Raw genomic sequence first — 25,286 nt, forward strand, 5'->3', positions numbered from 1 at the left:
GAGGGCGTGACGATCGAGCCGGTCTTCACGGGTGTCGCCGTGACCTTCGAGGTCGTCGGCGTCGTCGCGATCGTCGTCGGCTTCGCCGTCGCGATCGTGCTCGCTGCGCTCGAGCTGGCGCGTGGCCACGGTGGCGGCGCGGCGTACCTGACCCTCCGGCGCACGCTCGGCGGCGCCATCCTGCTGGGGCTGGAGATCCTCGTCGCGGCCGACCTCATCCGCACGATCACCTCCAAGCCCTCCATCGAGGAGGCGCTCGTCCTCGGCATCGTCGTGCTCATCCGGACGATCCTGTCGCTGTCGATCCAGATCGAGATCGACGGGGTGCTTCCGTGGCGGCGCGCCCTGCTGACGAGCGGTGCGCAGGTGATGTCGCGCGAAATCGGTTCGGCGCGCCGCGGCGGGCGGGCCTACGGCGGGCGGGCGGATGCCGCGGGGCGCGAGTCCTGAGCGCTCGCGCGACGGCGGTCAGCCCCGCGTCGCCCGCCGGCCGCGCCTCGCTCGTCAGTCCCGTGTCGCCTCGTCGCCGGCCGCGAGCGCCGCGTCGAGCTCCGCGAGCCACGCCGTCGCGTTCCCGTCGGAGGGCGCACGCCAGTCGCCGCGCGGCGAGAGCGACCCGGCGGGCAGCACCTTCGGGCCGTTCGGGATCGCGGTGCGCTTGAACTGCGCGAACCCGAAGAACCGGTTCAGGAACACGCGCAGCCACCGCACGATCGCCTCGCGGTCGTAGGCGTACCGGTCGGCGGCGGGGAACCCCGGCGGCCACGCTCCGGCATCCGCGTCGGACCACGCCTGCTCGGCGAGGAACACGATCTTCGAGGGCCGGAACCCGTAGCGGAGGATGTGGAAGAGCGCGAAGTCGTGCAGGGCGTAGGGGCCGATCGTGTCCTCGGTGGACTGCACCTTGCCGTCTTGACCCGCGGGCACGAGTTCGGGGCTGATCTCGGTGTCGAGCACCGACTGCAGCACGTCCTTCGCCTCGGGCGTCAGCGTTTCGTCGTCGCTGTGCGCGATGACCCAGCGGATGAGGTGCTGGATGAGGGTCTTCGGCACGCCCGCGTTGACGGCGTAGTGGCTCATCTGGTCGCCCACGCCGTACGTCGCCCACCCGAGGGCGAGCTCGGAGAGGTCGGAGGTGCCGACGACGAAGCCGCCGTTCTGGTTCGCGAGGCGGAAGAGGAAATCGGTGCGGGCGCCGGCCTGCACGTTCTCGAACGTGACGTCGTAGAGGGGCTCGCCGTTCGCGTAGGGATGCCCGAGGCCCTTCAGGATCTCGGTCGCCATCGGGCGGATGTCGATCGTCGAGGTCGTCGCGCCGATCGCCTCGGCGAGGGCGAGCGCGTTCGACTTCGTGTGCTCGCTCGTCGCGAAGCCGGGGAGCGTGTAGGCGAGGATGTCGCTGCGCGGGCGGTCCATGGCATCCATCGCCCGCGCGACGACGAGGAGGGCGTGGGTCGAGTCGAGACCGCCCGAGACGCCGATGACGGGCTTCGGTGAACCGATGGCGCGCATGCGCTGCACGAGCCCCGACACCAGGATGTTGAACGCCTCGTAGCAGTCCTGGTCGAGTCGGGCGGCGTCGTCGGGGACGAAGGGGAACCGGTCGAGCGGGCGACGGAGCTCAGTGACGGTGGCCGGCGGCACGAGCTCGAACGGGATGCGCCGGGCGCTCGCCCAGGCATCCACCCGGTTGTCGTCGAACGTTCCCTGACGGAGGCGATCCTGGCGGAGGCGGTCGAGATCGACGTCGGCATAGGAGGTGCGCGGTCCATCCGGGAAGCGCGGCGTCTCGGCGAGGAGCGTTCCCGCCTCGTAGATCATGGTCTGGCCGTCCCACGAGACGTCGTTGGTCGACTCGCCCGCGCCGGCGGCGGCGTACGCGTAGGCGGCGTTGCACCGGAACGACTGCGACTTCGCGAGCAGGTGCCGGTCGTCGGCGCGCGCGACGGTGATCGGGCTGCCGGAGAGGTTCAGGAGCACCGTCGCCCCCGCGAGCGCCGCGGTGGAGGACGGCGGGATCGGCACCCACATGTCCTCGCAGACCTCCGCGTGCACGGCCAGCCCCGGCACGTCGGATGCCTCGAAGAGCAGATCGGTGCCGACGGGCACTTCGCGCTCGCCGATCGTCGCGGTGTCGGGGGCGTCGGCTCCGCTCGCGTACCAGCGCGCCTCGTAGAACTCGCGGTACGTCGGGAGGTAGGTCTTCGGGGCGATGCCCAGGATCTCGCCACGGTGAATGATGACCGCGCAGTTGTACAGGCGTGCGCCGAGCAGGAGCGGCGCGCCGACGACCAGCAGCGGTCGGATGAGGCGCGAGCCCTCGGCGACCGTCTGGATCGCTGCGCGGACGGCATCCAGCAGGGTGTCCTGCATGACGAGGTCGTCGATCGCGTAGCCCGACAGGCACAGCTCGGGGAACACGGCGACCGCCGCGCCCTCGTCGTGCGCCGAGCGGGCGGCCGCGAGCACGGCGGCGGCGTTCGCTGCCGGGTCGGCGATCGCGACGGGGATCGTGCAGGCCGCGACGCGCGCGAACCCGTGCCGGTAGATGCTCTCGAACGGAAGGGTCTCGCTCACGGGTCCAGTCTGACACCTCCCTCCGGTCGTTGAGCGAGCTCACGAGTCGAAACGTCCGACCCCCCGTCTAGTGTCGATCGCGGAAGGGTGACATGCGATACATCGAAGGAGACGGGGCCGGAGCGCTGCCGCGGATCGTCTGGAGCGCGAGCGATCTGAAGGCGGCGGCCGAGTGCGAGTTCGCGTGGCTGCGGCAGATCGACGCGAAGCTCGGGCGCGTTCTGCTCGTCGAGGAACCGGAAGACCTGACCCTCGAGCGCGCCGCCCGGCTCGGTGACCAGCACGAGCTGCGCCGGCTCGAGGCGTATCGCGAGGAGTATCCGGGGCGCGTGGTCGAGCTGCCGCAGACCCGGTCGTCGGATGCCGAGGGCATCGCCGCCGCCGTCGCCGCGACGAACGCCGCGCTCTCCGACCCCGACGTCGCCGTAATTTACCAGGCCGTCTTCGCGACCGACGAGTTCGTCGGCTTCGCCGACTTCCTGCTGCGCGGCGAAGACGGACGGTGGATCGTGCAGGATACGAAGCTCGCCCGCCGGGCGCGGGTCACCGCGCTCATGCAGCTGGCGGCATACGTCGACCAGCTCGACCGCCTGGGTGTGCCGCACAGCGATCGCGTGGAGCTGCTCCTGGGCGACGGCACCACCTCGGTGCACGCCGTCCGTGACATCATGCCCGTCTTCCGACTGCGCCGCGAGCGGCTTCGCGCGCTCATCGCCGACCGCGATCTCGCGGCCGGGGCGGCGGGGGAGCCGATCGCGTGGGGCGATGATCGCGGGGCGCTGCACGTCGTTGCCGACGGCCGCTGCGCCACGTGCGATGCCGAGGTCGTCGAGCATCGCGATCTGCTGTTGGTGGCGGGTATGCGACCCGTGCAGCGCGAGCGGCTCCGCGCCGCCGGCATCCGGACGATCGATGACCTCGCCGCGGCACGCGAGGCTCCCGATCCGATGTCGTGGGACACGTTCTCGGGTCTTCGCACGCAGGCTCGGCTGCAGCTGGAGAGTCCCGCGGGCGGCGTACCGCCGCGCGAGGGGGTAGAGGCCCCGGATGCCGCGGTCGGGGGAGCGGAGACGCACCCGGTGCCGACGTTCGAGGTCGTCTTCCCGACGGCGATCGGTGCTCTGCCCCGCCCCGATCACGGCGACATGTTCTTCGACTTCGAAGGCGATCCGCTGTACACCGAGACCCCGCCGGCCGGTGGGGTGCCGCAGTGGGGCATCGACTACCTCTTCGGGTGGGTCGATGACCGGGAGCAGTACACGGCCCTCTGGGCGCACAGCTTCGCCGACGAGCGCGCCGCCCTCGAGACCTTCCTCGACATCGTCGCGCTGCGCCGCGCCGCGCACCCCGGCATGCACATCTACCACTACGCCCCCTACGAGACGACCCACCTGCTCGCGATGGCGGCGCGCTACGGCACGCGCGAGGCCGAGGTCGACACCCTGCTGCGCGACGGGGTGTTCGTCGACCTCTACCCGATCGTCCGGCGCGCCCTGCGCGTCGGGTCGCGGTCGTACTCGATCAAGAAGCTCGAGCCGCTCTACATGGGCGACGAGGTGCGCACGAGCGACGTGCAACGCGGCGACGACTCGATCGTCAAGTACGTCGAGGCGCGCGGCCTCATCGACGCCGGCCGCGCTGAGGAGGGCGAGGCGGTGCTCGCCGACCTCGCCGACTACAACCGCTACGACTGCGTGTCGACGCGGCGCCTGCGAGACTGGCTCGTCGACCGTGCGCGCGACGCGCACCTGACTCCGTCGGCCGACATCGACCAGAGCGAGGCGGCGTACGAGCCCTCGCCCCGTGCCGACGCGCTCGCCCGGTTGGCGACGGATGCCGCGTCCGCGCCCGACCCCGACGAGGCGGCCGTCGCCGCGCTCCGGCTCGGGTCGGCGGCGATCGACTACTACCCGCGCGAGGCGAAGACCTTCTGGGCCACGCACTTCCTGCGGCTGCGCGAGCCGGTCTCGATCTGGGAGGACACGCGCGACGTCGTCGTCTTCGACCACGACCGCTCCCGCGTGCTCACCGACTGGCACATCCCGGAGGGGGCGCGCGCGCAGCGCCGCGTGGTGGAGCTGCGCGGCGACCTCGCCCCCGGCACGAAGCTCTCCGCCGGCACGGCACCCTTCGTCCTCTACGAGCTGCCGGCGCCGTTCCCGGTCGAGACGAGCACGCGCTGGATCCACGTGCACCGCACCGTGCGGGTGATCGACACGCTCGACGACGGCGTCGTGATCGAAGAGAACGCGGTCCAGGGATTCACCTGGCAGGACCTGCCGATCGCCCTCACACCGCCCGCGCCGCCGAAGGCCGGCAGCCAGCAGGTGGCGATCGACGAGTGGGCCGATGCCGTGATCGCCGCAGCCCCGGCATCCGAACCCGCCTTCCCGCACGACGCCGCGACCGACCTGCTGCTCCGACGAGCGCCCCGCACACGGTCCGGGGTGCTCGCGCGCGGCTCGGGCGATGACGTCGCGGACATCACGCGGGCCGTCGACGACCTCGACCACAGCTACCTCGCCGTCCAAGGCCCTCCGGGGACCGGCAAGACCTACGTCGGCTCCCACGTCATCACCCGGCTCGTCGCGGAGCGCGGCTACAAGGTCGGCGTCGTCGCCCAATCGCACGCGGTCGTCGAGAACATGCTCGACCGCATCGTCGCGGCGGGGGTGCCGGCCGAGCAGGTCGCGAAGGCGCAGAAGTCCGGCGCCACGGGTGAGGCGACCTTCACCGCCATCGCGAAGGACGGGTACGCCGCGTTCGCCGCCGAGCACCCCGAAGGCTACGTCATCGGGGGGACCGCCTGGGACCTCTCGCACCCGCGCCGCGTGCCGCGCGGGAGCCTCGACCTGCTCGTGATCGACGAGGCGGGCCAGTTCTCGCTCGCGTCGACCATCGCGGTGTCCGTTGCGGCGCAGCGCCTGCTTCTTCTGGGCGACCCGCAGCAGTTGCCGCAGGTGAGCCAGGGGACGCACCCCGAGCCCGTGGACACGTCTGCCCTCGGCTGGGTCATGGACGGCGCGGCCGTCATCCCCGAAGACCGCGGCTACTTCTTGGCGCAGACGCGACGGATGCGGCCCGAGGTCGCCGAGCCCGTCTCCCAGCTCTCCTACGAGGGCCGGCTCGCGGCGCACCCCTCGACGTCGGCGCGCCACCTCGAGGGCGTCGCACCGGGCGTGGTCCCGGTCGCGCTCGGGCACACCGGCAACTCCACATCGTCACCCGAAGAGGCGGATGCCGTCGTCGCGATCGTCCGCGATCTCGTCGGGCGGCCGTGGGTGTCGGGCGAGGACGTGCCGCCGCGGCCGCTCGCGGCATCCGACATCATCGTCGTGACGCCGTACAACGCGCAGCAGGTGGTGGTCGAGCAGGCGCTCGCGGACGCCGGCTTCGGTGCGGTGCCCGTCGGGACGGTCGACAAGTTCCAGGGTCAGGAGGCGGCCGTCGCGATCGTGTCGCTCGCGGCGTCGTCGGGACGCGACGCGCCGCGCGGACTGGAGTTCCTGCTGTTGCAGAACCGGCTGAACGTTGCCATCTCGCGCGCCGAGCACACCGCCTACATCGTCTACGGCACGGGACTGCTCGACGATCTGCCGCGCACGCCCGACGGCGTCACCCGCCTGAGCGCCTTCGCGCGTCTCGTCGGCGCCGCCTGAACCGCTCTAGACTCGCGATAGCCCGACGACGACCCGACGAGGGGGACACCATGGCCGACGACGCACCGCGCCAGTTCGAGATCGAGCTTCCGCCGGAGGCGGTCACGGGCAGCTACGCCGACTTCGCGAACGTCTGGCACACGCAGGACGTCTTCGTGATGGACTTCGTGTCACTCGCGCGGCCCCCGCAGGCCGGGTCCGACGCCGACGGCAACCCCGTGACGATCGTCCCGGGGCGTGTCGTCCAGCGGGTGCGGATCCCTCCCCAGCAGGTGTTCGAACTCGCAAAGGCGCTGACGCAGCAGCTCGAGTTCTGGGAGCAGGAGACAGGGCACCGCGCCGGCGCCTGAGTGGCCTCGGCGGGGCGAAGAGGGCTCAGACCGTGCCGTAGAGGCGGTCTCCGGCATCCCCGAGTCCGGGCACGATGTAGCCCTTGTCGTTGAGACGTTCGTCCAGCGCACCGAGGACGAGCGTCACGTCGCGATCGCCCACCTGCTCCTCGATCTTCGCCACGCCCTCGGGCGCCCCGAGGATGCAGATCGCGGTGACGTCCTGCGCGCCGCGCGCGAAGAGGAAATCGATCGCAGCCCCCAGCGACCCGCCGGTCGCGAGCATCGGGTCGAGCACGAAGCACTGGCGGTCGCTCAGATCCTCCGGCAGTCGCTCCGCGTACGTGTACGGCTGGAGGGTCTCTTCGTTCCGGGCCATGCCGAGGAAGCCGACTTCGGCGGTCGGGAGGAGCTTGACCATCCCGTCGAGCATGCCGAGCCCGGCGCGCAGGATCGGCACGACGAGCGGCCGCGGCTCCGAGATGCGGACACCGGTGGTGGTCGTCACGGGCGTCTGGATCTCGACCTCGTCGACGCGGACATTGCGCGTCGCCTCGTAGGCGAGCAGCGTCACGAGTTCTTCGGTCAGCTGACGGAACACCGGTGAGGGGGTGCGCTCGTCGCGCAGCACCGTCAGCTTGTGGGTGATGAGGGGGTGGTCGGCCACGTGCACGCGCATGACCTCAGCCTACGGCGCGGCCCGCGCGGCTGCCTACGTCGGCGCGGCCCGCGCGGCTGCCTACGTCGGCGCGGGCAATCGAGGTGGGAGCTCCCGCGGCCCGTACGCTGGTCGCGTGAGCCTGCCGATCCCGCCCGCCGACGCCGCAGCGATGCGACGCGCGCTCGCGCTCGGTGCGGAGGCCGCGGCGGCTGAGGAGATCCCGGTGGGAGCAGTCGTGACGGATGCCGCGGGCGCGATCATCGGCGAAGGTCGCAACCTCCGCGAAGAGACGGGCGACCCCACGGCGCACGCCGAGATCGTCGCGCTCCGCGCAGCGGCGGCATCCACCGGCTCGTGGAATCTCGAGCATTGCACCCTCACCGTCACCCTCGAGCCGTGCCTCATGTGCGCCGGAGCGATCCTGCAGGCGCGCGTCGGGCGGGTGGTCTTCGGCGCGTGGGACGACAAGGCCGGGGCTGCCGGCTCGGTCTACGACGTGCTCCGCGACCGGCGTCTCCCCGTGCGCGCCGAGGTCGTCGGCGGCGTCGCCGAGCCCGAGGCGCAGGCGCTCCTGCGCACCTTCTTCGACGCCCGGCGCTGAGCGATCGACGCGAGGAACGCGATCGCCCGTGACGGCGCGATCTCCCCCTCGGGGTCGCGCACGCTCTCGAGACCGTGACCTCGGCCCGAGAGGATGCAGTCGGACACGTCCACGTCCGCGGCGCGAAGCTCGTCGATCAGCGACCGCGTCCACGCGACGGGCACGGTGTTGTCGGAGTCCCCGTGCATGATCAGCACGGATGCCGCGCGCTCAGTCGGACGAGCTGATGATGATCGTCTCGGTCGGCGGCGCGGGGTACACGGTCTTCCCGATGTAACCGATCAGCGCGAGGATCGCGCGGCGCACCTCGGCGGGGCGCTCGAGGTGCGGCGAGTGACCGACGCCTTCGAGAGTGAGCTCGGTGACCTCGCCGCCGGCGGCGGCATAGGCATCCAGCACGTCGCGCGTCTGCGAGATCATCGGCTGCGCGGGCGCGACCTCCTCACCCGGCCACCCCGGAATGACCCCGGCGACGCCGAGCTGGTTGAGGTCGAAGAACGAGGCATCCGACACGATCGCGTCGGCGGTGCCGTGCACCCACAGGATCGGCGGCTTCACCGCGAGGTCGACGATGCCGCTCGTGTCGAAGTAGCGCGGTGCCATCGTGTTGAGAACGCCGATCTTCCCCGCACCGAAACCGGGCCAGTTCGGGCTCTCGACCCCGTCGCCGGGGTAGTTCCCCTCGGCAGTCGAGGTCGTGTTCATCGACTCGATCCAGATGTCTTCGTGATCGCTCGTGTAGCCCGGGGCGACGTAGGTGGTGCGGAAGACGTTCCGCGGCGACGACGGCGCGTCGTCACTCATATCCCGATCGGTGAGGCGCTGCACGAAGTCGGGGTTCGCGCCCCCGCCCCCGCACCCCGCGTCGTCATCGGTGAGGCGCGACCCGTCGCGCCGCGTGCCGCCGAACCCGTAGGGCGAGACGGGTGCCTGGAGGGTGAGGGAGAGCACCGGGTGATCGAGGGCGTACTGCATGACGACGCCGCCGCCCATCGACCAGCCCACGAAGTGTGCCGTCTCGATGCCGAGCGCCGTGAGGGTGGCGTGCACGTCGTCGCTGAAGTCGCGGACGCCGCGCGTCGCGTCGACGGGCAGGCTCTCGGTGCCGCCGAACCCGCGCAGGTCGATCGCGATGACACGCAGCTCTGCGGGAAGGTCCTGCATGAGCTCCTGCCAGAACAGGCTCGACGAGACGTTGCCGTGGATCAGCACGAGCGTGTGATCGGGAGTCGTCTCGGCGTCGTCTCCGGCGCGCTCGAGGATGTTCACGGTCAGCCGGTCCGTGTCGATGAGCCGCGAGGTGATGCCGTCCAGGAGGGTCATGACGGCATCCTACCCCCGCACCGATTGCACCTGAATCGACTCTCAGGTGTCTGTCGGGTCTGGGCCGCATCCGGGTTCCAGCTTCTAGGATGGAGCCATGCCCCACACCCTCCCCACGATCGCGATCCTCGGTGCCGGCTCGATGGGGGGCGCGATCCTGAGGGGCCTCGTCCGCTCCGGTCTCGCCCCCGAGGTGACCGTCACGAACCGCACCGCCGCGAAGGCCGCCGTGCTCGCCGACCTCGCGGGTGTGACGAGCCTCGCGCTCGAAGAGGATGCCGACGCGAACCTCACCGCCGCGGCTTCAGCCGACATCGTCCTGATCGGCGTGAAGCCCGTCATGGTGCCCGACCTGCTGCGCGAGATCGCGCCCGTGCTGCGGCCCGGCGCGATCGTCGTGAGCCTCGCGGCGGGGGTCACGATCGAGACCTTCGAGTCGATCGTCGGCGAGGGCGTCCCGGTCGTTCGCGCCATGCCCAACACCCCTGCCGTGGTCGGCAAGGCGGTGACCGGGATCGCGGGCGGATCCGCGGCATCCGCCGACCACCTCGCGCGCGTGCGCGACCTGTTCGAGACGTGCGGCGTGGTCATCGAGGTGCCCGAAGACCAGATCGACGCGCTGTCGACGATCTCGGGCTCGGGCCCGGCGTACGTGTACCTCCTGATCGAGGACCTCACCGAGGCCGCACGCGGCAAGGGATTCTCCGACGCCGACGCGCGCCTCATGGCCGAGCAGACCTTCATCGGCGCGGCAGCCCTGCTCGACGCGACGGGAGAGGACCCGGCCGAGCTGCGTCGCCAGGTGACGAGCCCGAAGGGCACGACCGAGCGCGCGCTCGCGGTGCTGCAGGGCGCGAACCTCGCCGGGATCTTCTCCGAGGCGACGGATGCCGCGCTGGCCCGGGCCCGCGAACTCGCCTCCGGCGCCTGACTCGCCTCCGGCGCCTGACGCCCGCGAGGCGCGATGGTACGGCCGCGCTCAGCGGTCGAGCGAGGCGAAGCGCTCGATGTCGGAGTTCGTCCCCGACACGATGATGAGGTCGTGGTTCGTGACGATGGTGTCGGCCTCGGCGTAGCGGAACGGCTTGCCCGGGCTCTTCACGCCGACGACGGTCACGTTGTACTTGGTGCGCACGCCAGACTCCGAGAGCTTGATGCCGCGAATGAACTTCGGCGGATACATCTTGGCGAGCACGAAGTCGTCGTCGAACCGGATGAAGTCGAGCATGCGGCCCGACACGAGGTGCGCGACGCGCTCGCCGGCTTCGCGCTCGGGGTAGATGACATGGTTCGCGCCGACCCGGGCGAGGATCTTGCCGTGCGACTGCGAGACGGCCTTCGCCCAGATCTGCGGCACCTTCAGGTCGACGAGGTTCGCCGTGATGAGGACGGATGCCTCGATCGACGACCCGACCGCGACGACCGCGACCTGGAAGTCCTGCGCCCCGATCTGCTTGAGCGCCTCGATGTTCTTCGCGTCGGCCTGCACCGTGTGGGTGACGCGCTCGGACCACTTCTGCACGAGGTCAAGGCTCTCGTCGATCGCGAGCACCTCCCGGTCGAGCCGGTCGAGCTCGCCGGCGCACGCGGCACCGAACCGGCCGAGGCCGATGACGAGGACGGGAGCGTCGCTCCTGAGTTGTTCAACCACGGCGCTGCTCAACCAACGATGGGCCTCTCGACGGGCAGCGCATAGTGCTGCGAACGGTTCGTCGCGGCCACGGCCGCGGCGAGAGTCACTGTACCAACGCGCCCCATGAACATGGTCAGGGCGAGGACGTACACGGCAGGGTCGGGGAGCGTCGCGGTGAGCCCGGTCGACAGGCCGACGGTCGCGAACCCGGAGATCACGTCGAAGAGCACCTCTTCGATCGGTGCCTGCGTGATCTGTCCGATCGTGACGGTGGAGATGGCGACGATCGTCGACCCCCACGCGACGACCGAGAGGGCCACGCGCTGTACATCGCTCGGGATGCGGCGCCCGAACGCCTGCACGGCGGGGCGGCCCTTCGCCTCCGACCAGACGGCGAGAGCGAGGACGGCGAGCGTCGTCACCTTGATTCCGCCGGCGGTGGATGCCGAGCCGCCGCCGACGAACATCAGCATCGACCCCACGACGAGCGACGACCCGTTGAGGTCGCCGATGTCGATGAGCGAGAAGCCGCCGGATCGGGTCATGGCGGACAGGAAGAACGCTTGGAACGTGCTGTTCCAGGCATCCATGCTCCCGAACGTGCGCGGATTGGCGTACTCGAGGAGCAGGAAGACGGCCGCGCCGACGAAGAAGAGGATGACGGTCGTGATGAGCGTGAGCTTCGTGTGCAGCGACCAGCGGCGTACGTGCAGGTGGTGGCGCCACAGCGTGAAGATGACCGGGAATCCGATCGATCCGAGGAAGACGCCGACCATGAGCATCGTGAGGAAGAAGTAGTCGCCGGCGAACGGCGTGAGTCCGCCGGCGTTGGGGGTGAAGCCCGTGTTCGTGAAGGCCATTGCGGAGTAGAACGGCGCCTCCCAGAGAGCCGTCACCGGGTGAACGCCGTTGATGAGCAGCGACGGGTAGATGAGGATCGCGAGAACGGCCTCGATCACGAGAGTCGAGAGGGCGACGGTCGACAGCAGCTGTCCGACCTCGCCGAGCCGCACCGTCTGGCCTTCGTTGACCGGGCCGCGGTGGGCGCGCATCGGGTTGGTGTCTCCCGCCGCCAAGAGCTTGGCTCGCAGGCCCAGGCGCTTCGAGATGACCAGACCCAGGATGGATGCCAGGGTGAGCACACCCATCGCGCCCACGTTCACGCCGATGTAGACGAGCACGTGCCCGAACGCCGACCAGTGCGTGGCCATGTCGACGGTCGACAGGCCCGTGACGCAGATCGTCGAGACGGCGGTGAACAGGGCGTCGGCGAAGGGGGTGCGCTCGCCGGTCGCGGAGGCCGCCGGAAGCGAGAACAGGGCGGTGAACACGAGGATGAGCGCCGAGAAGATCAGCACCGCGAAGCGGGAGGGTGAGGACATCGCGAACTCTCGGGCTCCGTGCCCCACCGCGGTGCCCGCATCGGCGAGGCGCCGGCGTACGCGGACGGCGACGGAATCGTCCGTCATGGCCGCCTCCTCGCCTGGTTCCGGTCCCGCTCGGTCGTTGTCATGGTACTCGGGGCGCGCCGCGGGCTAACCTACCTTCATGGCGGACATCTTCGACGTGATCGCCGACGGTACCCGTCGGGACATCCTGCAGCTGCTGCGCGAGCGCGGAGCGGCCGGCGAGCACGGCACGAGCGTCTCGAACATCGTCGCCGACCTCGGTGTCAGCCAGCCCACCGTCTCCAAGCACCTCAAGGTGCTGCGCGAGGCCGAACTCGTCTCGGTGCGCGAGGAAGGGCAACACCGCTACTACAGCCTGTCGGTCGGGCCCCTCGACGAGGTGGACGACTGGCTCGTGCCGTTCTTCGACGATGGAATCGCGGCTGCGGATGCCGCCGCCACCGTGTCGACCCTGCCCGACTCGGCCGCGGCCGCCGCCGATCTGGTCGGGCGCGCTGCGGCATCCACGAAGCATGCGTTCGACAGCATGTTCAAGAGGATCCCCGGACGCTGACGCACACCCTCGGCATGTGATCGTGCCGGGCCCGCGCGGTCACAGCATTCACAGAGGTTTACACGTGTCCCAGCCACCGTCTACGCTGGTCGCGGGGGATTTTCGGCAGTCATCGGCCCTCCGCCGATGCTGGGGGGAGTGGAATCATGGCTGAGTTGTCCGACGTGCGTTTCTTGACGGTCGCCGAGGTGGCCGAGCTCATGCGCGTCTCGAAGATGACCGTGTACCGCCTCGTGCACTCCGGCGAGCTTCCCGCCGTGCGCTTCGGGCGCAGCTACCGCGTGCCCGAAGAGGCGGTCACCGAGGCTCTGCAACGCCCCATCGCCGACGTCGGCTAGACTGTTCCGAGGGCATTTTCGTGGTGCCCGTTCCCGGACGCGAAAGATCCGCGTCCAGACCCCTGACATAGTGAGGTTTTCCGTGGGTTCTGTCATCAAGAAGCGCCGCAAGCGCATGGCGAAGAAGAAGCACCGCAAGCTGCTTCGCAAGACTCGCCACCAGCGTCGCAACAAGAAGTAAGCGGCGAACGACACCGAGCGCCTGTCCCGAGCGGACGGGCGCTTCGTGTCTGCGGCGCGTCCGACGCGTCGTGATCGAGAAACCCGATCTGCGAGAGGAACGTCCATGAAGACGATCACCGTCACCGAGCTCGCGTCTCGCGAGAACACGCCCCTCATCGACGTGCGTGAGACCGACGAGTTCGCAGCCGGTCACGTGCCCGGCGCGATCAACGTGCCGCTGTCGACGCTCGGCGAGAACCTCGACAAGCTGCCGTCCGAGGCCTTCGACGTCATCTGCCAGGCGGGCGGCCGCTCGGCTCGCGCCGTCGAGGCGCTCGAGGCCCGCGGCTACGACGCGACCAACGTCGAAGGCGGCACGGGCGAGTGGATCGCCTCGGGTCGCCCGGTCGAGTGACCACTCTCACCCTCATCTCCAAGCCCGACTGCCACCTGTGCGAGGTCGCGCGTGAGATCGTCGACACCGTCGTCGCGGAGATCGATGACGAGGGAGAGGTCGAAGTCGAGGAGCTCTCGATCCTCGACGATCCGGCGCTCTACGCCACGTGGTGGGAGAAGATCCCGGTCGTGCTCATCGATGGCCGTCTGCACGCGCATTGGCGCGTGGATGCCGCCCGGCTGCGGACCGCGCTGACCGCGGCATCCGAACCTACCGAAACGGAGAACCGATGACTCTGCGTCACGTCGTTGCCTTCCGGATGGCGGCCGAGGATGCCGATACCCGTGCCGCCCACGCCGCCGATGCCGCAGCACGACTGAACGCGCTTCTGGGCGTGGTGCCGAGCCTGCGCGCCATGAGCGCGGGGGCGAACACGCTTTTCCCCGGCGACAACTGGGATCTCGTGCTCGTCGCCGATTTCGACGACGCCGAAGGACTCGCCGCCTACGCCGTGCACCCCGTGCACGAGGAGGTCGCCGCGTTCATCGGTTCGGTCCGGGCCGACCGCGTCGCCGTCGACTTCGGGGTCTGAGCGTCAGAGCTCGACGACGGGCGCGTCGGGCGCGTTCTTGCGCACCGATTCAATGCCGTTCTTCGCGGCATCCTTCGAGTTGTAGCCTTCGCTCGAGGCGATGACCTGTCCGTTCGACGCCTCCAGGTTGAAGCGCCAGTGACCACCCTTGTCGGTGTAGAGCTCGAACTTCCCGGCCATCGCCGTCCCCTTCGATCACGGTGTGCGGCCACGGTGCGCGCACGCTCTCACGCTAGCGCCGTCGCGGGTGGGGAGGGAAGGCGGCGTGAGGGCGGTCAGGCGCGCAGGCGCTCGCGCAGCGCGAGGAGCTCCGCCTCGCTCAGGCCGCCGACGCGGAGGTAGGCGGCGGAGCCGTCGTAAGTCGTGTCGATCCAGCCGAGGGTCTTCTCCATCGCCTCGGCGGGGCTCCCGGTGACGAGGGTCTGGAGCTCCGGGGTGAGCGGGATGCCGAAGGACGAGATCATCTGGAGCATTCCGTCGGCCCACTCGCCGGCAAGGTTCGCCTGAGACGCGGAATAGTCCTCGACGACCGCCGCGCGTTCGGCGCCGACGGCGTCGAGCAGCAGCGCCGTCGCGACGCCGGTGCGGTCCTTGCCCGCCGTGCAGTGCACGAGGACCGCCGTCGGCGCGTCGTCGGCCGATCGGGAGACGAAGCGAGCGACCTCGGCGAAGGCTGCGCCGCCGTGCTGCAGCATGCCGATGTAGAGGGCGTCGAGGGTCGGCAGACTCGCGGCGATCTCGTCGGCGTCGTCCGCGGTGAGCGGCGCGCCGGATGCCAGGATGCGCTGCGCCATCTCGGCCATCGCGCCCTCGAGGATGGAGAGCTCGACGACTTCGACGGGACGGTCGTCGGGGAGGCGATCGGGGGCGGAATGGCGCTCTTGAGGGGTCCGGAAGTCGACGACCACCCCGATCGGGCTCGCGGAGAACTGATCGACGCCCGTCGGCGTGAGCGCGCTGAGAGCGTCGGAGCGGTAGAGCACGCCCTCACGGGTGGCGCCGCCCCCGATGAGCGCGGTGCCGCCCGTGTCGCGGAAGTTGTGCAGGCCGTCGAAGCTCTCGGTCATGCCCTCAGCATAGGGAGTGGCCCACGAGAGGGCGGTGTCCTACGGGGCGAGGCGGGTGGGCCCGCGGAAGAGGAACGTGACCTCGCGGATCGAGTCCTGCCCGAGCATCAGCATGAGCACGCGCGCGAGGCCCATGCCGAAGCCTCCGTGCGGGGGGATGCCGTAGCGGAAGAAGTCGAGGTAGTGCTCCAGACCCTCGAGCGAGAGCCCCTTCTCGAGCGCCTGCGCCTCGAGCACGTCGACGCGATGCTCGCGCTGCGCGCCCGTCGTGATCTCCGTGCCCTGGAACAGCAGGTCGTAGCTGCACGTGAGACCGGTCTCGGCGTTGCGCATGTGGTAGAACGGGCGGATCTCGGGGTGGTAGTCGGTGATGAACACGAACTGGTGGCCGTACGTCTCGCGGACGTGCGCCGAGATCTGACGCTCTCCCTCGGGGTCGAGGTCTCCGTCGGTCCGAGGGATGTCGTAGCCGCGCGCCGCGACGATTTCGCGTGCCTCGGCGAGGGGAATGCGCGGGAAGGGGATCGTCGGCACGACGACGTCGATGTCGAACAGTTCCTTGATCTCGTCGCCGTGCTTCTCCTTCACCGCCGTGAAGGCCGCGACGAGGAGCTCCTCCTGCATCTGCGCGACATCCTCGTACGAGTCGATCCAAGAGATCTCGGCGTCGATCGAGGTGAATTCGGTCGCGTGGCGGCTCGTGAAGCTCGGGTCGGCGCGGAACACGTCGCCGATCTCGAACACCTTGCCGAAGCCGGCGGCCTGCGCCATCTGCTTGTAGTGCTGGGGGCTCTGCGCGAGGTACGCGGTCTGGTCGCCGAAGTACTCGAGCGCGAAGAGCTCGGCGTTGCCCTCGGCGGGGGTGGACATGAGCTTGGGGGAGTGCAACTCGACATAGTCGCGCTCGACCCAGTACGAGCGCATGGCGTGCTCGAGCGTCGTCTGAATGCGGAAGATGAGGGCGTTGCGCCGCTGGCGGAGGTCGATGTAGCGCCAGTCCATGCGCTTGTCGAGCCCGCTGTCGGCGGCGATCGGAGTCTCGGGGAGGGCGGCGGCCGCGACCTCGAGGCTCCCGATCTTGATCTCGACGCCGCCGAGCTTGACGCGCTCGTCGTGCGCGAGGGCGCCCTCCACCGTGAGGAAGGTTCCCGTGGACAGCTCGGAGATGAGGGCCGTCAGCGCGAGAGCGTCGGCATCCTGCTCCGGAGCGCCGTCGGAGCCCGCCGCCGGGTCGGGCCGGGTCGCAGCGTTCACGAGCTGCACGGCGCCGGTCTCATCGCGCAGGATGACGAACTGCACCTTCTTCTGATCGCGGACGGTCTCGACCCACCCGGACACCCGGACGGGGCCGTCTTCGCGGGCCTGCAGCTGGTCGACGAGGGTGCGTTCACTCACGAGGAGCCAGTCTACGTGGGTGGCCGGCGCGGGGCGTCCGTTCAGGTTCCCGTAACGTCACGCCCCTACCCTCGAGAGCATGACGACTCCCGACGGATCCTGGCTGACCGCGCTCGTCGACGGAGTCGTCGGCCTCATGTCGCTCATCGGGGCGCCCGGCGCCGGCCTCGCGATCGCGCTCGAGAACCTGTTCCCGCCGCTGCCGAGCGAGGTCATCCTGCCGATGGCGGGCCTGGCCGCAGCCCGCGGCTCGTTCACCCTGTTCGAGGCCCTCTTCTGGACCACCGCCGGTTCTGTCGTCGGCGCCTTCGCCCTCTACGGACTGGGCGCGGCGCTCGGCATCACGCGCCTGCGTGCCCTCGTGAAGCGCACGCCGCTCCTCCACGTCGAAGACGTCGACCGCACCGTCGCCTGGTTCCAGCGGCACGGCGGCAAGGCCGTCTTCTTCGGGCGGATGCTGCCCATCTTCCGGAGCCTCATCTCGATCCCTGCCGGCGTGACCCGGATGCCGCTCTGGCGCTTCGGCCTCCTCACCCTTGCGGGGTCCCTCATCTGGAACTCGGTGTTCGTCCTCTCGGGCTACTTCCTCGGGGAGCAGTGGCACATCGTCGAGGAGTACGCCGGCATCCTGCAGTACATCGTCATCGCCGCCGCCGCGGCCGCGCTCGTCTGGTTCACCGTGACGCGGGTGCGTCAGCTGCGCGGCGGGCGCGCGGCGCGGTCGGCGCAGAACCCCGCGACCGACTGACGCGGCGCCAGAACACGACCTTCGTCGCCTCGGTCGCGAGGCAGTACAGGACGGCGATCGCGACGATCAGCACGATCAGCTCCGTCGACAGCGGCACGAGGTGCACGAGCGCGCCGATCGGCGTGAGCACGAGGACGAACGTCACCGCGATCACCGCCGCGCTCAGCCACTCCAGCACGCCCGCGGGGCGGCTCCGCCACGCAGGTCCTCGGGTGCGCAGCACGAACAGCACGAGAACCTCGGTGAGGATCGAGCCCAAGAACCACGCCGTCTGGAACTCGTGCTCGCCCGCGCCGAACCCGAACCTCAGTACCGCGAAGGTGAGGAGGTCGAACGCCGAGCTCACGAGACCGAACACGATCATGTAGTCGCGGATGAGACGCATGTCCCACTGCTGTGGCCGCGCGATCTGGTCGGGGTCGACCCGGTCGGCGGCGATCGCGGTAGCGGGCAGGTCGGTGAGCAGGTTGATCAGGAGGATCTGGCTCGCGAGCAGCGGCAGGAAGGGGAGCGTCACCGATGCGATCGCCATCGAGATCATGTTCCCGAAGTTCGCGCTCGTCGTCATGAAGATGTACTTCATCGTGTTCGCGAACGTGCGCCGGCCCTGGCGCATGCCGTCGAGGAGCGCCCCGAGATCGTTCTCGAGCATGACGAGGGATGCCGCATCCGCCGCGACGTCGGCCGCGCCGCGCACCGAGATCCCGACGTCCGCCGCGCGCAGCGCCGGAGCGTCATTGATGCCGTCGCCGACGTATCCGACGGTCGCCCCCGATGCCGAGATCGCCCGCACGATCCGCTCTTTGTGACGGGGGCTCGTCTCGCAGAACACCTCCGCGTCCGCGGCGGCGCGACCGAGCGCGGCGTCGTCGAGCGCGTCGATCTGCGCGCCGGTGAGCATGCCGGCGGTGTCGAGCCCGAGGAGCGCGGCGGTGTGCACGGCGGCGGGCCGCGCGTCGCCCGTGATCATCCGGACGCTGACGCCCGCCGCAGCGAAGTCCGCGATGGTGGATGCCGCATCCGCCTTCACCGGGTCAGCGAACACCAGGAGTCCCTCGAGGGTCTCATCCTGCTCGTCGGCGACGCCGACGGCATCCTCGCCCCGCGCATCGCGCTCGGCGGGCATGTCGCGCGTCGCGAGCGCGAGCACCCGCATGCCCTGCGCGCTCTGCGCATCGACGACGCTCTCGACTTCGGCGCGCACGTCGCTGATCGGCGCGACGGTGCCGTCGGGTCGGCGTGCGTGCGTGCACACCGCGAGCACCGGGTCGACGGCGCCCTTCGTGATGAGGGTGGCGCGGCGCGCACCCGCATCGCCGGGTTCGTCGACGAGCACCGACAGGCATTTGCGATCGAAGTCGTACGGCACCTCGTCGACGAGCCTCGCGCCGCCGAGGTCGAGGCCGGCGACGGCCTGTGCGATCGCCGTGTCGAGCGGGTTCCGCAGCCCCTGCTGCAGGGTCGCGTTGAGACCCGCGGGGCGCAGGAGCGCGGCATCCGGCGTGCCGTCGATCGCGAGCGCCGCGTGCAGCCGGATCGACCCCTGCGTCATCGTTCCGGTCTTGTCGGTGCACAGCACTGACATGGCGCCGAAGTCCTCGATCGCGTTCAGGCGCTTCACGATGACGCGGTGCTTCGCGATCTCGCGGGCGCCGCGCGAGAGCGAGATGCCCACGATCGCGGGCAGCAGCTGAGGGGTCAGACCGACGGCGAGCGACAGCGAGAAGAGGGCCGAGTCGATGAAGGGACGTTGCAGCACGAGGTTCAGGACGAAGATGACGACGACGAGGACGACCATGACCCGAGCAAGGAGCAGCCCGAACCGGGTCATTCCCCGTTCGAATCCTGTGGGTCGCGGCTTCTCGTGCAGGGCCATCGCGACGTCGCCGAACTGCGTGTCACGCCCCGTCTTCACCACGAGCGCCGTGCCGCTGCCGCTCGCGACGTGCGTTCCGAGATAGACGACGTTGTCGCGGTCGGCCAGGGGCGCGTCGGGCGCGCTCGTGCCGGCTGACTTCGCCGCGGGGAACGTCTCGCCGGTGAGGCTCGACTGGTCGAGCTCGAGGTCGTGCGTTTCGAGCACGACGGCATCGGCGGGCACGACGTCGCCGCCGGAGAGCCCGATGACGTCGCCCGGCACGACCTCGTCGAACGGCACCTCGACGACCGCTCCGTCGCGCCGCACCGACGCGGTCAGCCGCACGGTGGCGAGGAGCTTCTCCATCGCGCCCGACGCGCCTCGCTCCTGCGCGAAGTCGAGCATGCCCGACAGCAGCACGATGACGAGGATGATGACGGCATCCGTCACGTCGCCGAGGACGCCGGAGATCACGGTCGCGGCGATGAGGATCAGGATGATCGGACTCGTGAACTGCCGTGCGAGCAGGCGCGCGGCGCTCGCGCGGCGGCGGCTCTCGAGCGCCCGGGCGCGCGTCGCGGGGAGCGCGGCGGCCGCGGCGTCGGAACTCAGGCCCGCGGCGGTCGACCCCAGATCGCGGGCCAGATCGTCGGCGGGGACCGCCCAGTACCGCTCGGGCACGCTGCTCACGTCGCCATTATGCGCTCGCGGCGACGCCGGCGGGCGTCGCCGCTCGGCGCTCTCCCAGCCCGCCCATAGTTCCGGCGCCCGTAGACTGGGCGGGTGCCCGCCGATCGCCTTCATCTCGTGCGCCATGGGGAGGTCTACAACCCCCAGCGTGTGCTGTACGGGCGACTCCCGGGCTATCGGCTGAGCGACGACGGGCGACGCATGGCCCGCGCGGCCGCCGAGTACGTGCACGGCCTCGGCCGACCGGTCGGTGCGCTGTACGCCTCGCCGCTCCAGCGCGCCCGGGAATCGGCCGAGCCGTTCACCGAGATCTTCGGCCTCGACCCGGTGATCGACGAGCGCATCGTCGAGCCGACGAACGTCTTCGAGGGCACCCGCATGCGCCGCGCGCTCGCGAATCCGCTCAACTGGCGGCACCTGCGTGCCCCGGCGCGACCCAGCTGGGGTGAGCCGTACACCGACGTCGTCGCCCGCATGGATGCCGCGATGCGCGAGGCCTGGGACGAAGCCGACGGCGGCGATGTCGTCATGGTCAGCCACCAGCTCCCCATCTGGATCACCCACCTCTCCGTCGCGGGCGAGAAGCTGAAGCACGACCCGCGCGCGCGTCGGTGCGCGCTGTCGAGTGTCACGAGCTTCGAGCGCGACGGCGACGCATGGCGCGAGGTCGCCTACGCCGAGCCCGCCGCGACGGCGGATGCCGTGGACGTGGGGGCAGTCTGATGCGCAAGATCCTGGCATCCGTGGGCGTGGCCGTGCTCGCCCTCTCGCTCGCCGCGTGCACGGGCGCGAACGACGACCTCGTCAAGCAGTACGAGCAGGGCGACGGTCAGGGCTTCATCTCCGGCGACGGCCGGGTGCAGGAGATCCCCGAGGGCGAGCGCACCGACGCGGTCGCCTTCACGGGCACCGCGATCGACGGCTCCACGATCTCGAGCGACGACTACGCCGGCGAGGTGCTGGTGCTGAACTTCTGGTACGCCGCGTGCGGGCCGTGCCGCGCCGAGGCGTCGACGCTCGAGGGCGCGCACCAGGCGACCGCCCCGGCCGGCGCGAACTTCCTCGGCGTCAACATCTACGACAGCCCCGAGCAGGCGACCGCGTTCGAGCAGACGTACGGCATCACGTATCCGTCGCTGCTCGCGCGCAAGGACGCCGACCTCAAGCTCGCCTTCGCCGACTGGACGAGCGTCCAGGCGACCCCGACGACCCTCGTCCTCGACCGTGAGGGCCGCGTCGCCGCGCGCTTCATCGGTCAGGTGCAGAGCGGCTCGATTCTCGAGACGATCGTGAACGACGTGCTCGACGAGAGCTCGTGAGGAACGCGCGGTGAACCCGGGATCGATCGTCTTCGACGGGGCGCTGTGGCTCGCGGTCCCCGTCGCGATGCTCGCCGGACTCATCTCGTTCCTCTCGCCGTGCGTCCTGCCGCTCGTGCCCGGCTACCTCGGATTTCTGGGGGGCGCATCGGCGCGCGAGACCCGCAGATCGCCCCGGGCCGCGCAGGCATCCCCGGACTCTGCGCGGAGCACGGTGCAGACGGCGGAGAACCCCGCCCCGCCGCGCGCGCGGCTCCTGCTCGGCGTCGTCCTGTTCATCGCCGGGTTCACGCTCGTGTTCGTCTCGATCGGGGTCCTCGCGGGCACGGTCGGCCGCTTCTTCATCGAGTACCAGGACATCCTGACGCGCATCCTCGGCGTCGTCGTGATCGCTATGGGCCTCGTCTTCCTCGGGGTGTTCGGGTTCGCGCAGCGCACCGTCAAGCCCGAGGTGCGCAGCGGCCTGGGGCTCGTCGGCGCGCCGCTGCTCGGCATCGCCATGGGCATCGGGTGGGCGCCGTGCATCGGCCCGACCTACGCGACGATCCTCTCGCTCTCGATCACCGGGGCCGACCCCGGCCGCGCGGTGCTCCTCGCCGTCGCGTACTCGCTCGGTCTCGGCATCCCGTTCATCCTGCTCGCGGTCGGGTTCGGCTGGGCGACACGGTCGGTCGCCTTCCTCCGCCGGCATATCCGCACGGTGAACCTCATCGGCGGGGTGCTCCTCGTCATCCTCGGACTCCTCATGGTGACGGGCGTCTGGACCGAGATCATGGCTCAGCTCCAGGGGGTGGTCGGCGGTGTCGAACTCCCGCTCTGATCTGACGGACGGCGACGTGACGGATGCCGCCGACGCCGGCGCGTCTGCGGCATCCGACCCGCTGCGCCCTGCCGATCACGCCGACGGGCCGGCATCCGCCACCCAGGGGCGGGGTGACGGCGGCGACATCACGCAGCCGAAGCTCGGGCTCGTCGGGTGGCTCCGCTGGGGCTGGCGGCAGCTCACGAGCATGCGCACGGCGCTCGTGCTGCTCCTCCTGCTCGCGATCGCCGCGATCCCCGGGTCGATCGTGCCGCAGCGCACCGCCGACCCGAACGGCGTCATCGCGTTCCAGCGCGAGAATCCCGGGCTCTACGACGTCTACGACAAGCTGCAGCTGTTCGACGTCTACTCGTCGGTGTGGTTCTCGGCGATCTACATCCTGCTGTTCATCTCGCTCATCGGCTGCGTCATCCCGCGCACGAAGCACCACTGGAAGGCCCTGCGCGCCCGGCCGCCCCGCACGCCCGCACGCCTGTCCCGCCTCGACGACCACGCCGAGGCGCTGCGCGTGCTGCCCGAAGGGGCGGATGCCGATGCGGAGGCATCCCACGCCGTCGACGTCGCCCAAGCGCAGCTGAAGAAGGCCGGCTACCGCGTCGAGCGCTACGACCGTGCCGGATCGGGCACGCGCCCCGGCGTCGCGTCGGTGTCGGCCGAGCGCGGCTACGCCCGCGAGACCGGCAACCTCGTCTTCCACGCGGCTCTCGTGGGCGTTCTCCTCTCCGCGGGCATCGGTGGGGGGCTCACGTACACGGGCCAGACCGTCCTCGTCGAGGGCGACAGCTTCGTGAACTCGCTCGGCATCGGCGGCTACACGACCTTCAATCCGGGGCGCTTCGTCGACACCGAGAACCTCGCCCCGTACTCGATGACCCTCGACCGCTTCGACCTGACCTACGTCCCGGTCGGCCAGCCCGGCCAGGGGATGGCGGGCGACTTCGTCGCGCACGTCACGACGCAGCGGCCGGGCGAGGAGCCCGAGCAGCAGGAGGTGCGCGTCAACCACCCGCTCGACATGGCCGGCGACCGCATCTACCTGATGGGCAACGGCTACGCCCCGACCATCACGGTGCGAAACGCTGCCGGCGACATCGTCTTCCGCGACGACGTGGAGTTCCTGCCGCAAGACAACAACATGACCTCGCTCGGCGTCGTCAAGGTCGCCGACGGCATCACCGAGCAGGACGGTGCGCGTGAGCAGATGGGGCTCGTCGGCTTCTTCTACCCGCTCGCCGCGCGCAAGGAATCGGGGGCGCTGACCTCCATCTACCCGGCGTTGGTGAACCCCGTCCTCACGCTCGACGTGTACACCGGCGATCTCGGCATCGACGACGGCACCCCCCGGAACGTCTACGAGCTCGACACCGACGGGATGACGCAGCTCACCGGCCGCTCCATCGACGTCGCGTCGCTCGAGCTGACTCCCGGCCAGACCGTCGACCTGCCCGACGGGCTCGGAACCGTGACCTTCGAGGACAACCAGGCGAACGGCGGCGCCGAGTCCGTCAAGCGGTACGTCTCGCTGTCGGTGCATCGCGACGTCGGGGCGCCGTGGGTGCTCGCGTTCGCCGTCATCGGTCTCGCGGGGCTTCTCGCGGCACTGTTCATCCCGCGCCGGCGGCTCTGGGTGAAGGCGACGCCGACGGCCGACGGCGGGCTCGCGATCGAGTACGCGGGCCTCGCGCGCGGTGAAGACCCGGCGATCGCCGTCGCGGTCGCGCAGGCGGCGCGCGAGCACGGCGCGGCCCTCGACGCCGAAGGGCGTTCCGAGGCATCCGTCGTCGCCGCGTCGGTGAGCGTGGCTGCAGCCTCCTCGCCCTCGCCCTCGCGCGCCCCTTCCTCGCGCGCCCCTTCCTCGCGTTCCGAGACCACCCCCTGATTCCCGCGCCACCCCGAACGTAGACTGGACACCATGCCCGAATCCGCCCTCTCGCTCGACAGCGTCTCGGTCGTCCTCGTCTGGACCGCGATCGCCATCTACGCGCTCGCGTTCGTCGCGTACGCCGTCGATCTGGCGCGCCGGTCCGACCTGGCCCTGAAGGTGAAGGATGCGGCGAAGGATGCCGTGCCCGCGCGCCAGCTGGTGAGCACCGGGGCGGCCGGTTCCGGATCGGCTGTCGCCGAGGTCCGCGCCGAGGAGGATGCCGCGCTCGTCGCGGTCGAAGCGCGTCCCGCCGCACGCCCCCGGTACGTCTGGGCGCGCATCGGCACGTCGCTCACTGTTCTCGGCCTCCTGTTCCACATCGGCGCGGACGTGACGCGCGGCATCGCGGCGCACCGCGTGCCGTGGTCGAACATGTACGAGTTCGCCCTCACCGGCACGATGCTCATCGTCGTGGTGTACCTCCTCGTGCTGCTGCGCTACGACCTGCGCTTCCTCGGCACGTTCATCACGGGTCTCGTCGTCGTGCTCCTCGGCAGCACCGCGATCTGGTTCTACACCGAGATCGTGCCGCTGCAGGACTCGCTCAAGAGCGTCTGGCTCGTCATCCATGTCTTCGTCGCCTCGCTGTCGACGGCGCTGTTCGCGCTCGCGTTCGCCCTGTCGGTCCTCCAGCTGCTGCAGCAGCGCCGCGAGCGCCTCGCGGTCGCCGCCGATGAGGCATCCGGCTATGCAGCGCTCGCGGACACGGGTGCCGGTGTGCCGGGCGCGAATCCTGCCATCAAGAGCGGCCCGCGCTTCTTGCGGACGCTGCCCTCGGCCGACGCGCTCGAGTCGCTCGCCTACCGCTTCGCGATCATCGGCTTCATCTTCTGGACGTTCACGCTCATCGCGGGATCCATCTGGGCCAACGACGCGTGGGGACGCTACTGGGGCTTCGACACCAAGGAAGTGTGGACCTTCGTCATCTGGGTGCTCTACGCCGGATACATCCACGCGCGCGCGACCCGCGGCTGGCGCGGCACGCGCTCGGCGTGGCTGTCGATCATCGGCTTCGCCGCCGTGATGTTCAACTTCACGATCGTGAACATGTTCTTCAAGGGGCTGCACGTCTACAGCGGCCTGAGCTGAGGCATCCGGCCGGCGTGGCCTGAGGCATCCGGCCGGCGTGGGTGACGCCGCCCCTGGGCGTCGCGTCGCTGTTCCGGCGCTCCTTTCCTGTTCGGGCGCTACATGTTTCTGGCGCCGGTGCAGGAAACTGGCGCCCGAG

Annotated in this window: 27 protein-coding genes; 17 read left to right on the top strand and 10 right to left on the bottom strand. The window is 70.4% G+C overall.

Features of this window, described 5'->3' with window-relative positions:
• Positions 1 to 6: 6 nt before the first annotated feature.
• Entirely contained in the window at positions 7 to 450 is a 444-nt protein-coding gene (locus AC3ENQ_RS06555) for a DUF1622 domain-containing protein (protein WP_431802884.1), read from the top strand.
• Between the two features lie 54 nt (positions 451 to 504).
• On the opposite strand, the gene AC3ENQ_RS06560 is transcribed toward AC3ENQ_RS06555, so the two are convergent.
• Entirely contained in the window at positions 505 to 2,577 is a 2,073-nt protein-coding gene (locus tag AC3ENQ_RS06560) for an NAD(+) synthase (RefSeq protein WP_431802886.1), read from the bottom strand.
• Positions 2,578 to 2,669: 92 nt separating this feature from the next.
• On the opposite strand from AC3ENQ_RS06560, the gene AC3ENQ_RS06565 reads away from it, so the two are divergent.
• Entirely contained in the window at positions 2,670 to 6,236 is a 3,567-nt protein-coding gene (locus AC3ENQ_RS06565; protein WP_431802888.1) for a TM0106 family RecB-like putative nuclease, read from the top strand.
• Positions 6,237 to 6,286: 50 nt separating this feature from the next.
• The gene (locus AC3ENQ_RS06570) at positions 6,287 to 6,586 is read left to right on the top strand and encodes a DUF3467 domain-containing protein (RefSeq protein ID WP_431802890.1); all 300 of its coding nucleotides are present in this window, start codon (positions 6,287 to 6,289) and stop codon (positions 6,584 to 6,586) included.
• Between the two features lie 25 nt (positions 6,587 to 6,611).
• On the opposite strand, the gene upp is transcribed toward AC3ENQ_RS06570, so the two are convergent.
• Positions 6,612 to 7,244 (bottom strand): uracil phosphoribosyltransferase, encoded by a 633-nt coding sequence (upp, locus tag AC3ENQ_RS06575; protein WP_431802892.1) that lies wholly within the window; start codon positions 7,242 to 7,244, stop codon positions 6,612 to 6,614.
• A 151-nt stretch (positions 7,245 to 7,395) separates the two neighbouring features.
• Between upp and AC3ENQ_RS06580 the strand changes: the two genes are divergently transcribed.
• On the top strand, positions 7,396 to 7,827 hold the full coding sequence (locus AC3ENQ_RS06580) for a nucleoside deaminase (protein WP_431803321.1): 432 nt from the start codon (positions 7,396 to 7,398) through the stop codon (positions 7,825 to 7,827).
• On the opposite strand, the gene AC3ENQ_RS06585 is transcribed toward AC3ENQ_RS06580, so the two are convergent.
• Together AC3ENQ_RS06585 and AC3ENQ_RS06590 are read right to left on the bottom strand one after the other, a co-directional pair.
• The gene (locus AC3ENQ_RS06585) at positions 7,716 to 8,015 is read right to left on the bottom strand and encodes an alpha/beta hydrolase family protein (RefSeq protein WP_431803323.1); all 300 of its coding nucleotides are present in this window, start codon (positions 8,013 to 8,015) and stop codon (positions 7,716 to 7,718) included. The two genes, AC3ENQ_RS06580 and AC3ENQ_RS06585, sit on opposite strands and share 112 nt — an antisense overlap.
• A 22-nt stretch (positions 8,016 to 8,037) precedes the next feature.
• Complete coding sequence (locus AC3ENQ_RS06590; protein ID WP_431802894.1) at positions 8,038 to 9,150, bottom strand: alpha/beta hydrolase; 1,113 nt, start codon at positions 9,148 to 9,150, stop codon at positions 8,038 to 8,040.
• Between the two features lie 97 nt (positions 9,151 to 9,247).
• On the opposite strand from AC3ENQ_RS06590, the gene proC reads away from it, so the two are divergent.
• Positions 9,248 to 10,081, top strand: coding sequence for a pyrroline-5-carboxylate reductase (proC, locus tag AC3ENQ_RS06595; protein ID WP_431802896.1), 834 nt, complete (start codon positions 9,248 to 9,250; stop codon positions 10,079 to 10,081).
• Between the two features lie 48 nt (positions 10,082 to 10,129).
• On the opposite strand, the gene AC3ENQ_RS06600 is transcribed toward proC, so the two are convergent.
• Together AC3ENQ_RS06600 and AC3ENQ_RS06605 are read right to left on the bottom strand one after the other, a co-directional pair.
• Positions 10,130 to 10,801 (bottom strand): potassium channel family protein, encoded by a 672-nt coding sequence (locus AC3ENQ_RS06600; RefSeq protein ID WP_431802898.1) that lies wholly within the window; start codon positions 10,799 to 10,801, stop codon positions 10,130 to 10,132.
• A gap of 8 nt (positions 10,802 to 10,809) precedes the next feature.
• Positions 10,810 to 12,252, bottom strand: a complete 1,443-nt coding sequence (locus AC3ENQ_RS06605) for a TrkH family potassium uptake protein (protein ID WP_431802900.1) — start codon at positions 12,250 to 12,252, stop codon at positions 10,810 to 10,812.
• 79 nt (positions 12,253 to 12,331) lie between these two features.
• Between AC3ENQ_RS06605 and AC3ENQ_RS06610 the strand changes: the two genes are divergently transcribed.
• The 6 genes from AC3ENQ_RS06610 to AC3ENQ_RS06635 all read left to right on the top strand — a co-directional run bounded on the left by AC3ENQ_RS06610 (position 12,332) and on the right by AC3ENQ_RS06635 (position 14,234).
• The gene (locus AC3ENQ_RS06610; protein ID WP_431802902.1) at positions 12,332 to 12,745 is read left to right on the top strand and encodes an ArsR/SmtB family transcription factor; all 414 of its coding nucleotides are present in this window, start codon (positions 12,332 to 12,334) and stop codon (positions 12,743 to 12,745) included.
• Between the two features lie 146 nt (positions 12,746 to 12,891).
• Positions 12,892 to 13,083 carry a helix-turn-helix domain-containing protein gene (locus AC3ENQ_RS06615; protein ID WP_431802904.1) on the top strand — a complete coding sequence of 64 codons (192 nt, stop codon included), beginning with the start codon at positions 12,892 to 12,894 and terminating at the stop codon, positions 13,081 to 13,083.
• An 82-nt stretch (positions 13,084 to 13,165) separates the two neighbouring features.
• A complete protein-coding gene (locus tag AC3ENQ_RS06620; protein WP_003792170.1) occupies positions 13,166 to 13,264 on the top strand; it encodes a 30S ribosomal protein bS22 in 99 nt (32 codons plus the stop codon).
• A 105-nt stretch (positions 13,265 to 13,369) separates the two neighbouring features.
• Positions 13,370 to 13,660: a rhodanese-like domain-containing protein gene (locus AC3ENQ_RS06625; protein WP_431802906.1), complete on the top strand. Its 291-nt coding sequence runs from the start codon at positions 13,370 to 13,372 to the stop codon at positions 13,658 to 13,660.
• Positions 13,657 to 13,935 (top strand): glutaredoxin family protein, encoded by a 279-nt coding sequence (locus AC3ENQ_RS06630; RefSeq protein WP_431802908.1) that lies wholly within the window; start codon positions 13,657 to 13,659, stop codon positions 13,933 to 13,935. The genes AC3ENQ_RS06625 and AC3ENQ_RS06630 overlap by 4 nt, the downstream gene beginning before the upstream one ends.
• Positions 13,932 to 14,234, top strand: coding sequence for a Dabb family protein (locus AC3ENQ_RS06635; RefSeq protein ID WP_431802910.1), 303 nt, complete (start codon positions 13,932 to 13,934; stop codon positions 14,232 to 14,234). Before AC3ENQ_RS06630 ends, AC3ENQ_RS06635 begins: the two co-directional genes overlap by 4 nt.
• A 3-nt stretch (positions 14,235 to 14,237) precedes the next feature.
• On the opposite strand, the gene AC3ENQ_RS06640 is transcribed toward AC3ENQ_RS06635, so the two are convergent.
• The 3 genes from AC3ENQ_RS06640 to aspS form a co-directional block, all read right to left on the bottom strand.
• A complete protein-coding gene (locus AC3ENQ_RS06640) occupies positions 14,238 to 14,414 on the bottom strand; it encodes a YegP family protein (RefSeq protein WP_431802911.1) in 177 nt (58 codons plus the stop codon).
• A gap of 95 nt (positions 14,415 to 14,509) precedes the next feature.
• On the bottom strand, positions 14,510 to 15,301 hold the full coding sequence (locus AC3ENQ_RS06645; RefSeq protein ID WP_431802913.1) for a tyrosine-protein phosphatase: 792 nt from the start codon (positions 15,299 to 15,301) through the stop codon (positions 14,510 to 14,512).
• 39 nt (positions 15,302 to 15,340) lie between these two features.
• Positions 15,341 to 16,696: an aspartate--tRNA(Asn) ligase gene (gene aspS, locus AC3ENQ_RS06650; RefSeq protein ID WP_431802915.1), complete on the bottom strand. Its 1,356-nt coding sequence runs from the start codon at positions 16,694 to 16,696 to the stop codon at positions 15,341 to 15,343.
• Positions 16,697 to 16,775: 79 nt separating this feature from the next.
• Between aspS and AC3ENQ_RS06655 the strand changes: the two genes are divergently transcribed.
• A complete protein-coding gene (locus AC3ENQ_RS06655) occupies positions 16,776 to 17,444 on the top strand; it encodes a DedA family protein (protein ID WP_431802917.1) in 669 nt (222 codons plus the stop codon).
• On the opposite strand, the gene mgtA is transcribed toward AC3ENQ_RS06655, so the two are convergent.
• On the bottom strand, positions 17,371 to 19,992 hold the full coding sequence (mgtA, locus tag AC3ENQ_RS06660; protein WP_431802919.1) for a magnesium-translocating P-type ATPase: 2,622 nt from the start codon (positions 19,990 to 19,992) through the stop codon (positions 17,371 to 17,373). The genes AC3ENQ_RS06655 and mgtA overlap by 74 nt on opposite strands.
• Positions 19,993 to 20,085: 93 nt before the next feature.
• Here mgtA and AC3ENQ_RS06665 point away from each other — a divergent pair, with 93 nt between their 5' ends.
• From AC3ENQ_RS06665 to ccsB, 5 genes are all read left to right on the top strand, one after another.
• Complete coding sequence (locus AC3ENQ_RS06665; protein ID WP_431802921.1) at positions 20,086 to 20,715, top strand: histidine phosphatase family protein; 630 nt, start codon at positions 20,086 to 20,088, stop codon at positions 20,713 to 20,715.
• Complete coding sequence (locus AC3ENQ_RS06670) at positions 20,712 to 21,311, top strand: TlpA family protein disulfide reductase (RefSeq protein ID WP_431803325.1); 600 nt, start codon at positions 20,712 to 20,714, stop codon at positions 21,309 to 21,311. The genes AC3ENQ_RS06665 and AC3ENQ_RS06670 overlap by 4 nt, the downstream gene beginning before the upstream one ends.
• Positions 21,312 to 21,378: 67 nt before the next feature.
• Positions 21,379 to 22,131, top strand: coding sequence for a cytochrome c biogenesis CcdA family protein (locus AC3ENQ_RS06675; protein WP_431803327.1), 753 nt, complete (start codon positions 21,379 to 21,381; stop codon positions 22,129 to 22,131).
• Positions 22,112 to 24,013, top strand: coding sequence for a cytochrome c biogenesis protein ResB (gene resB / locus AC3ENQ_RS06680; protein ID WP_431802923.1), 1,902 nt, complete (start codon positions 22,112 to 22,114; stop codon positions 24,011 to 24,013). The genes AC3ENQ_RS06675 and resB overlap by 20 nt, the downstream gene beginning before the upstream one ends.
• A gap of 33 nt (positions 24,014 to 24,046) precedes the next feature.
• A complete protein-coding gene (gene ccsB / locus AC3ENQ_RS06685; protein WP_431802925.1) occupies positions 24,047 to 25,147 on the top strand; it encodes a c-type cytochrome biogenesis protein CcsB in 1,101 nt (366 codons plus the stop codon).
• The last annotated feature ends 139 nt before the right edge of the window (positions 25,148 to 25,286 follow it).

The organism is Microbacterium sp. bgisy203, from assembly GCF_057706945.1.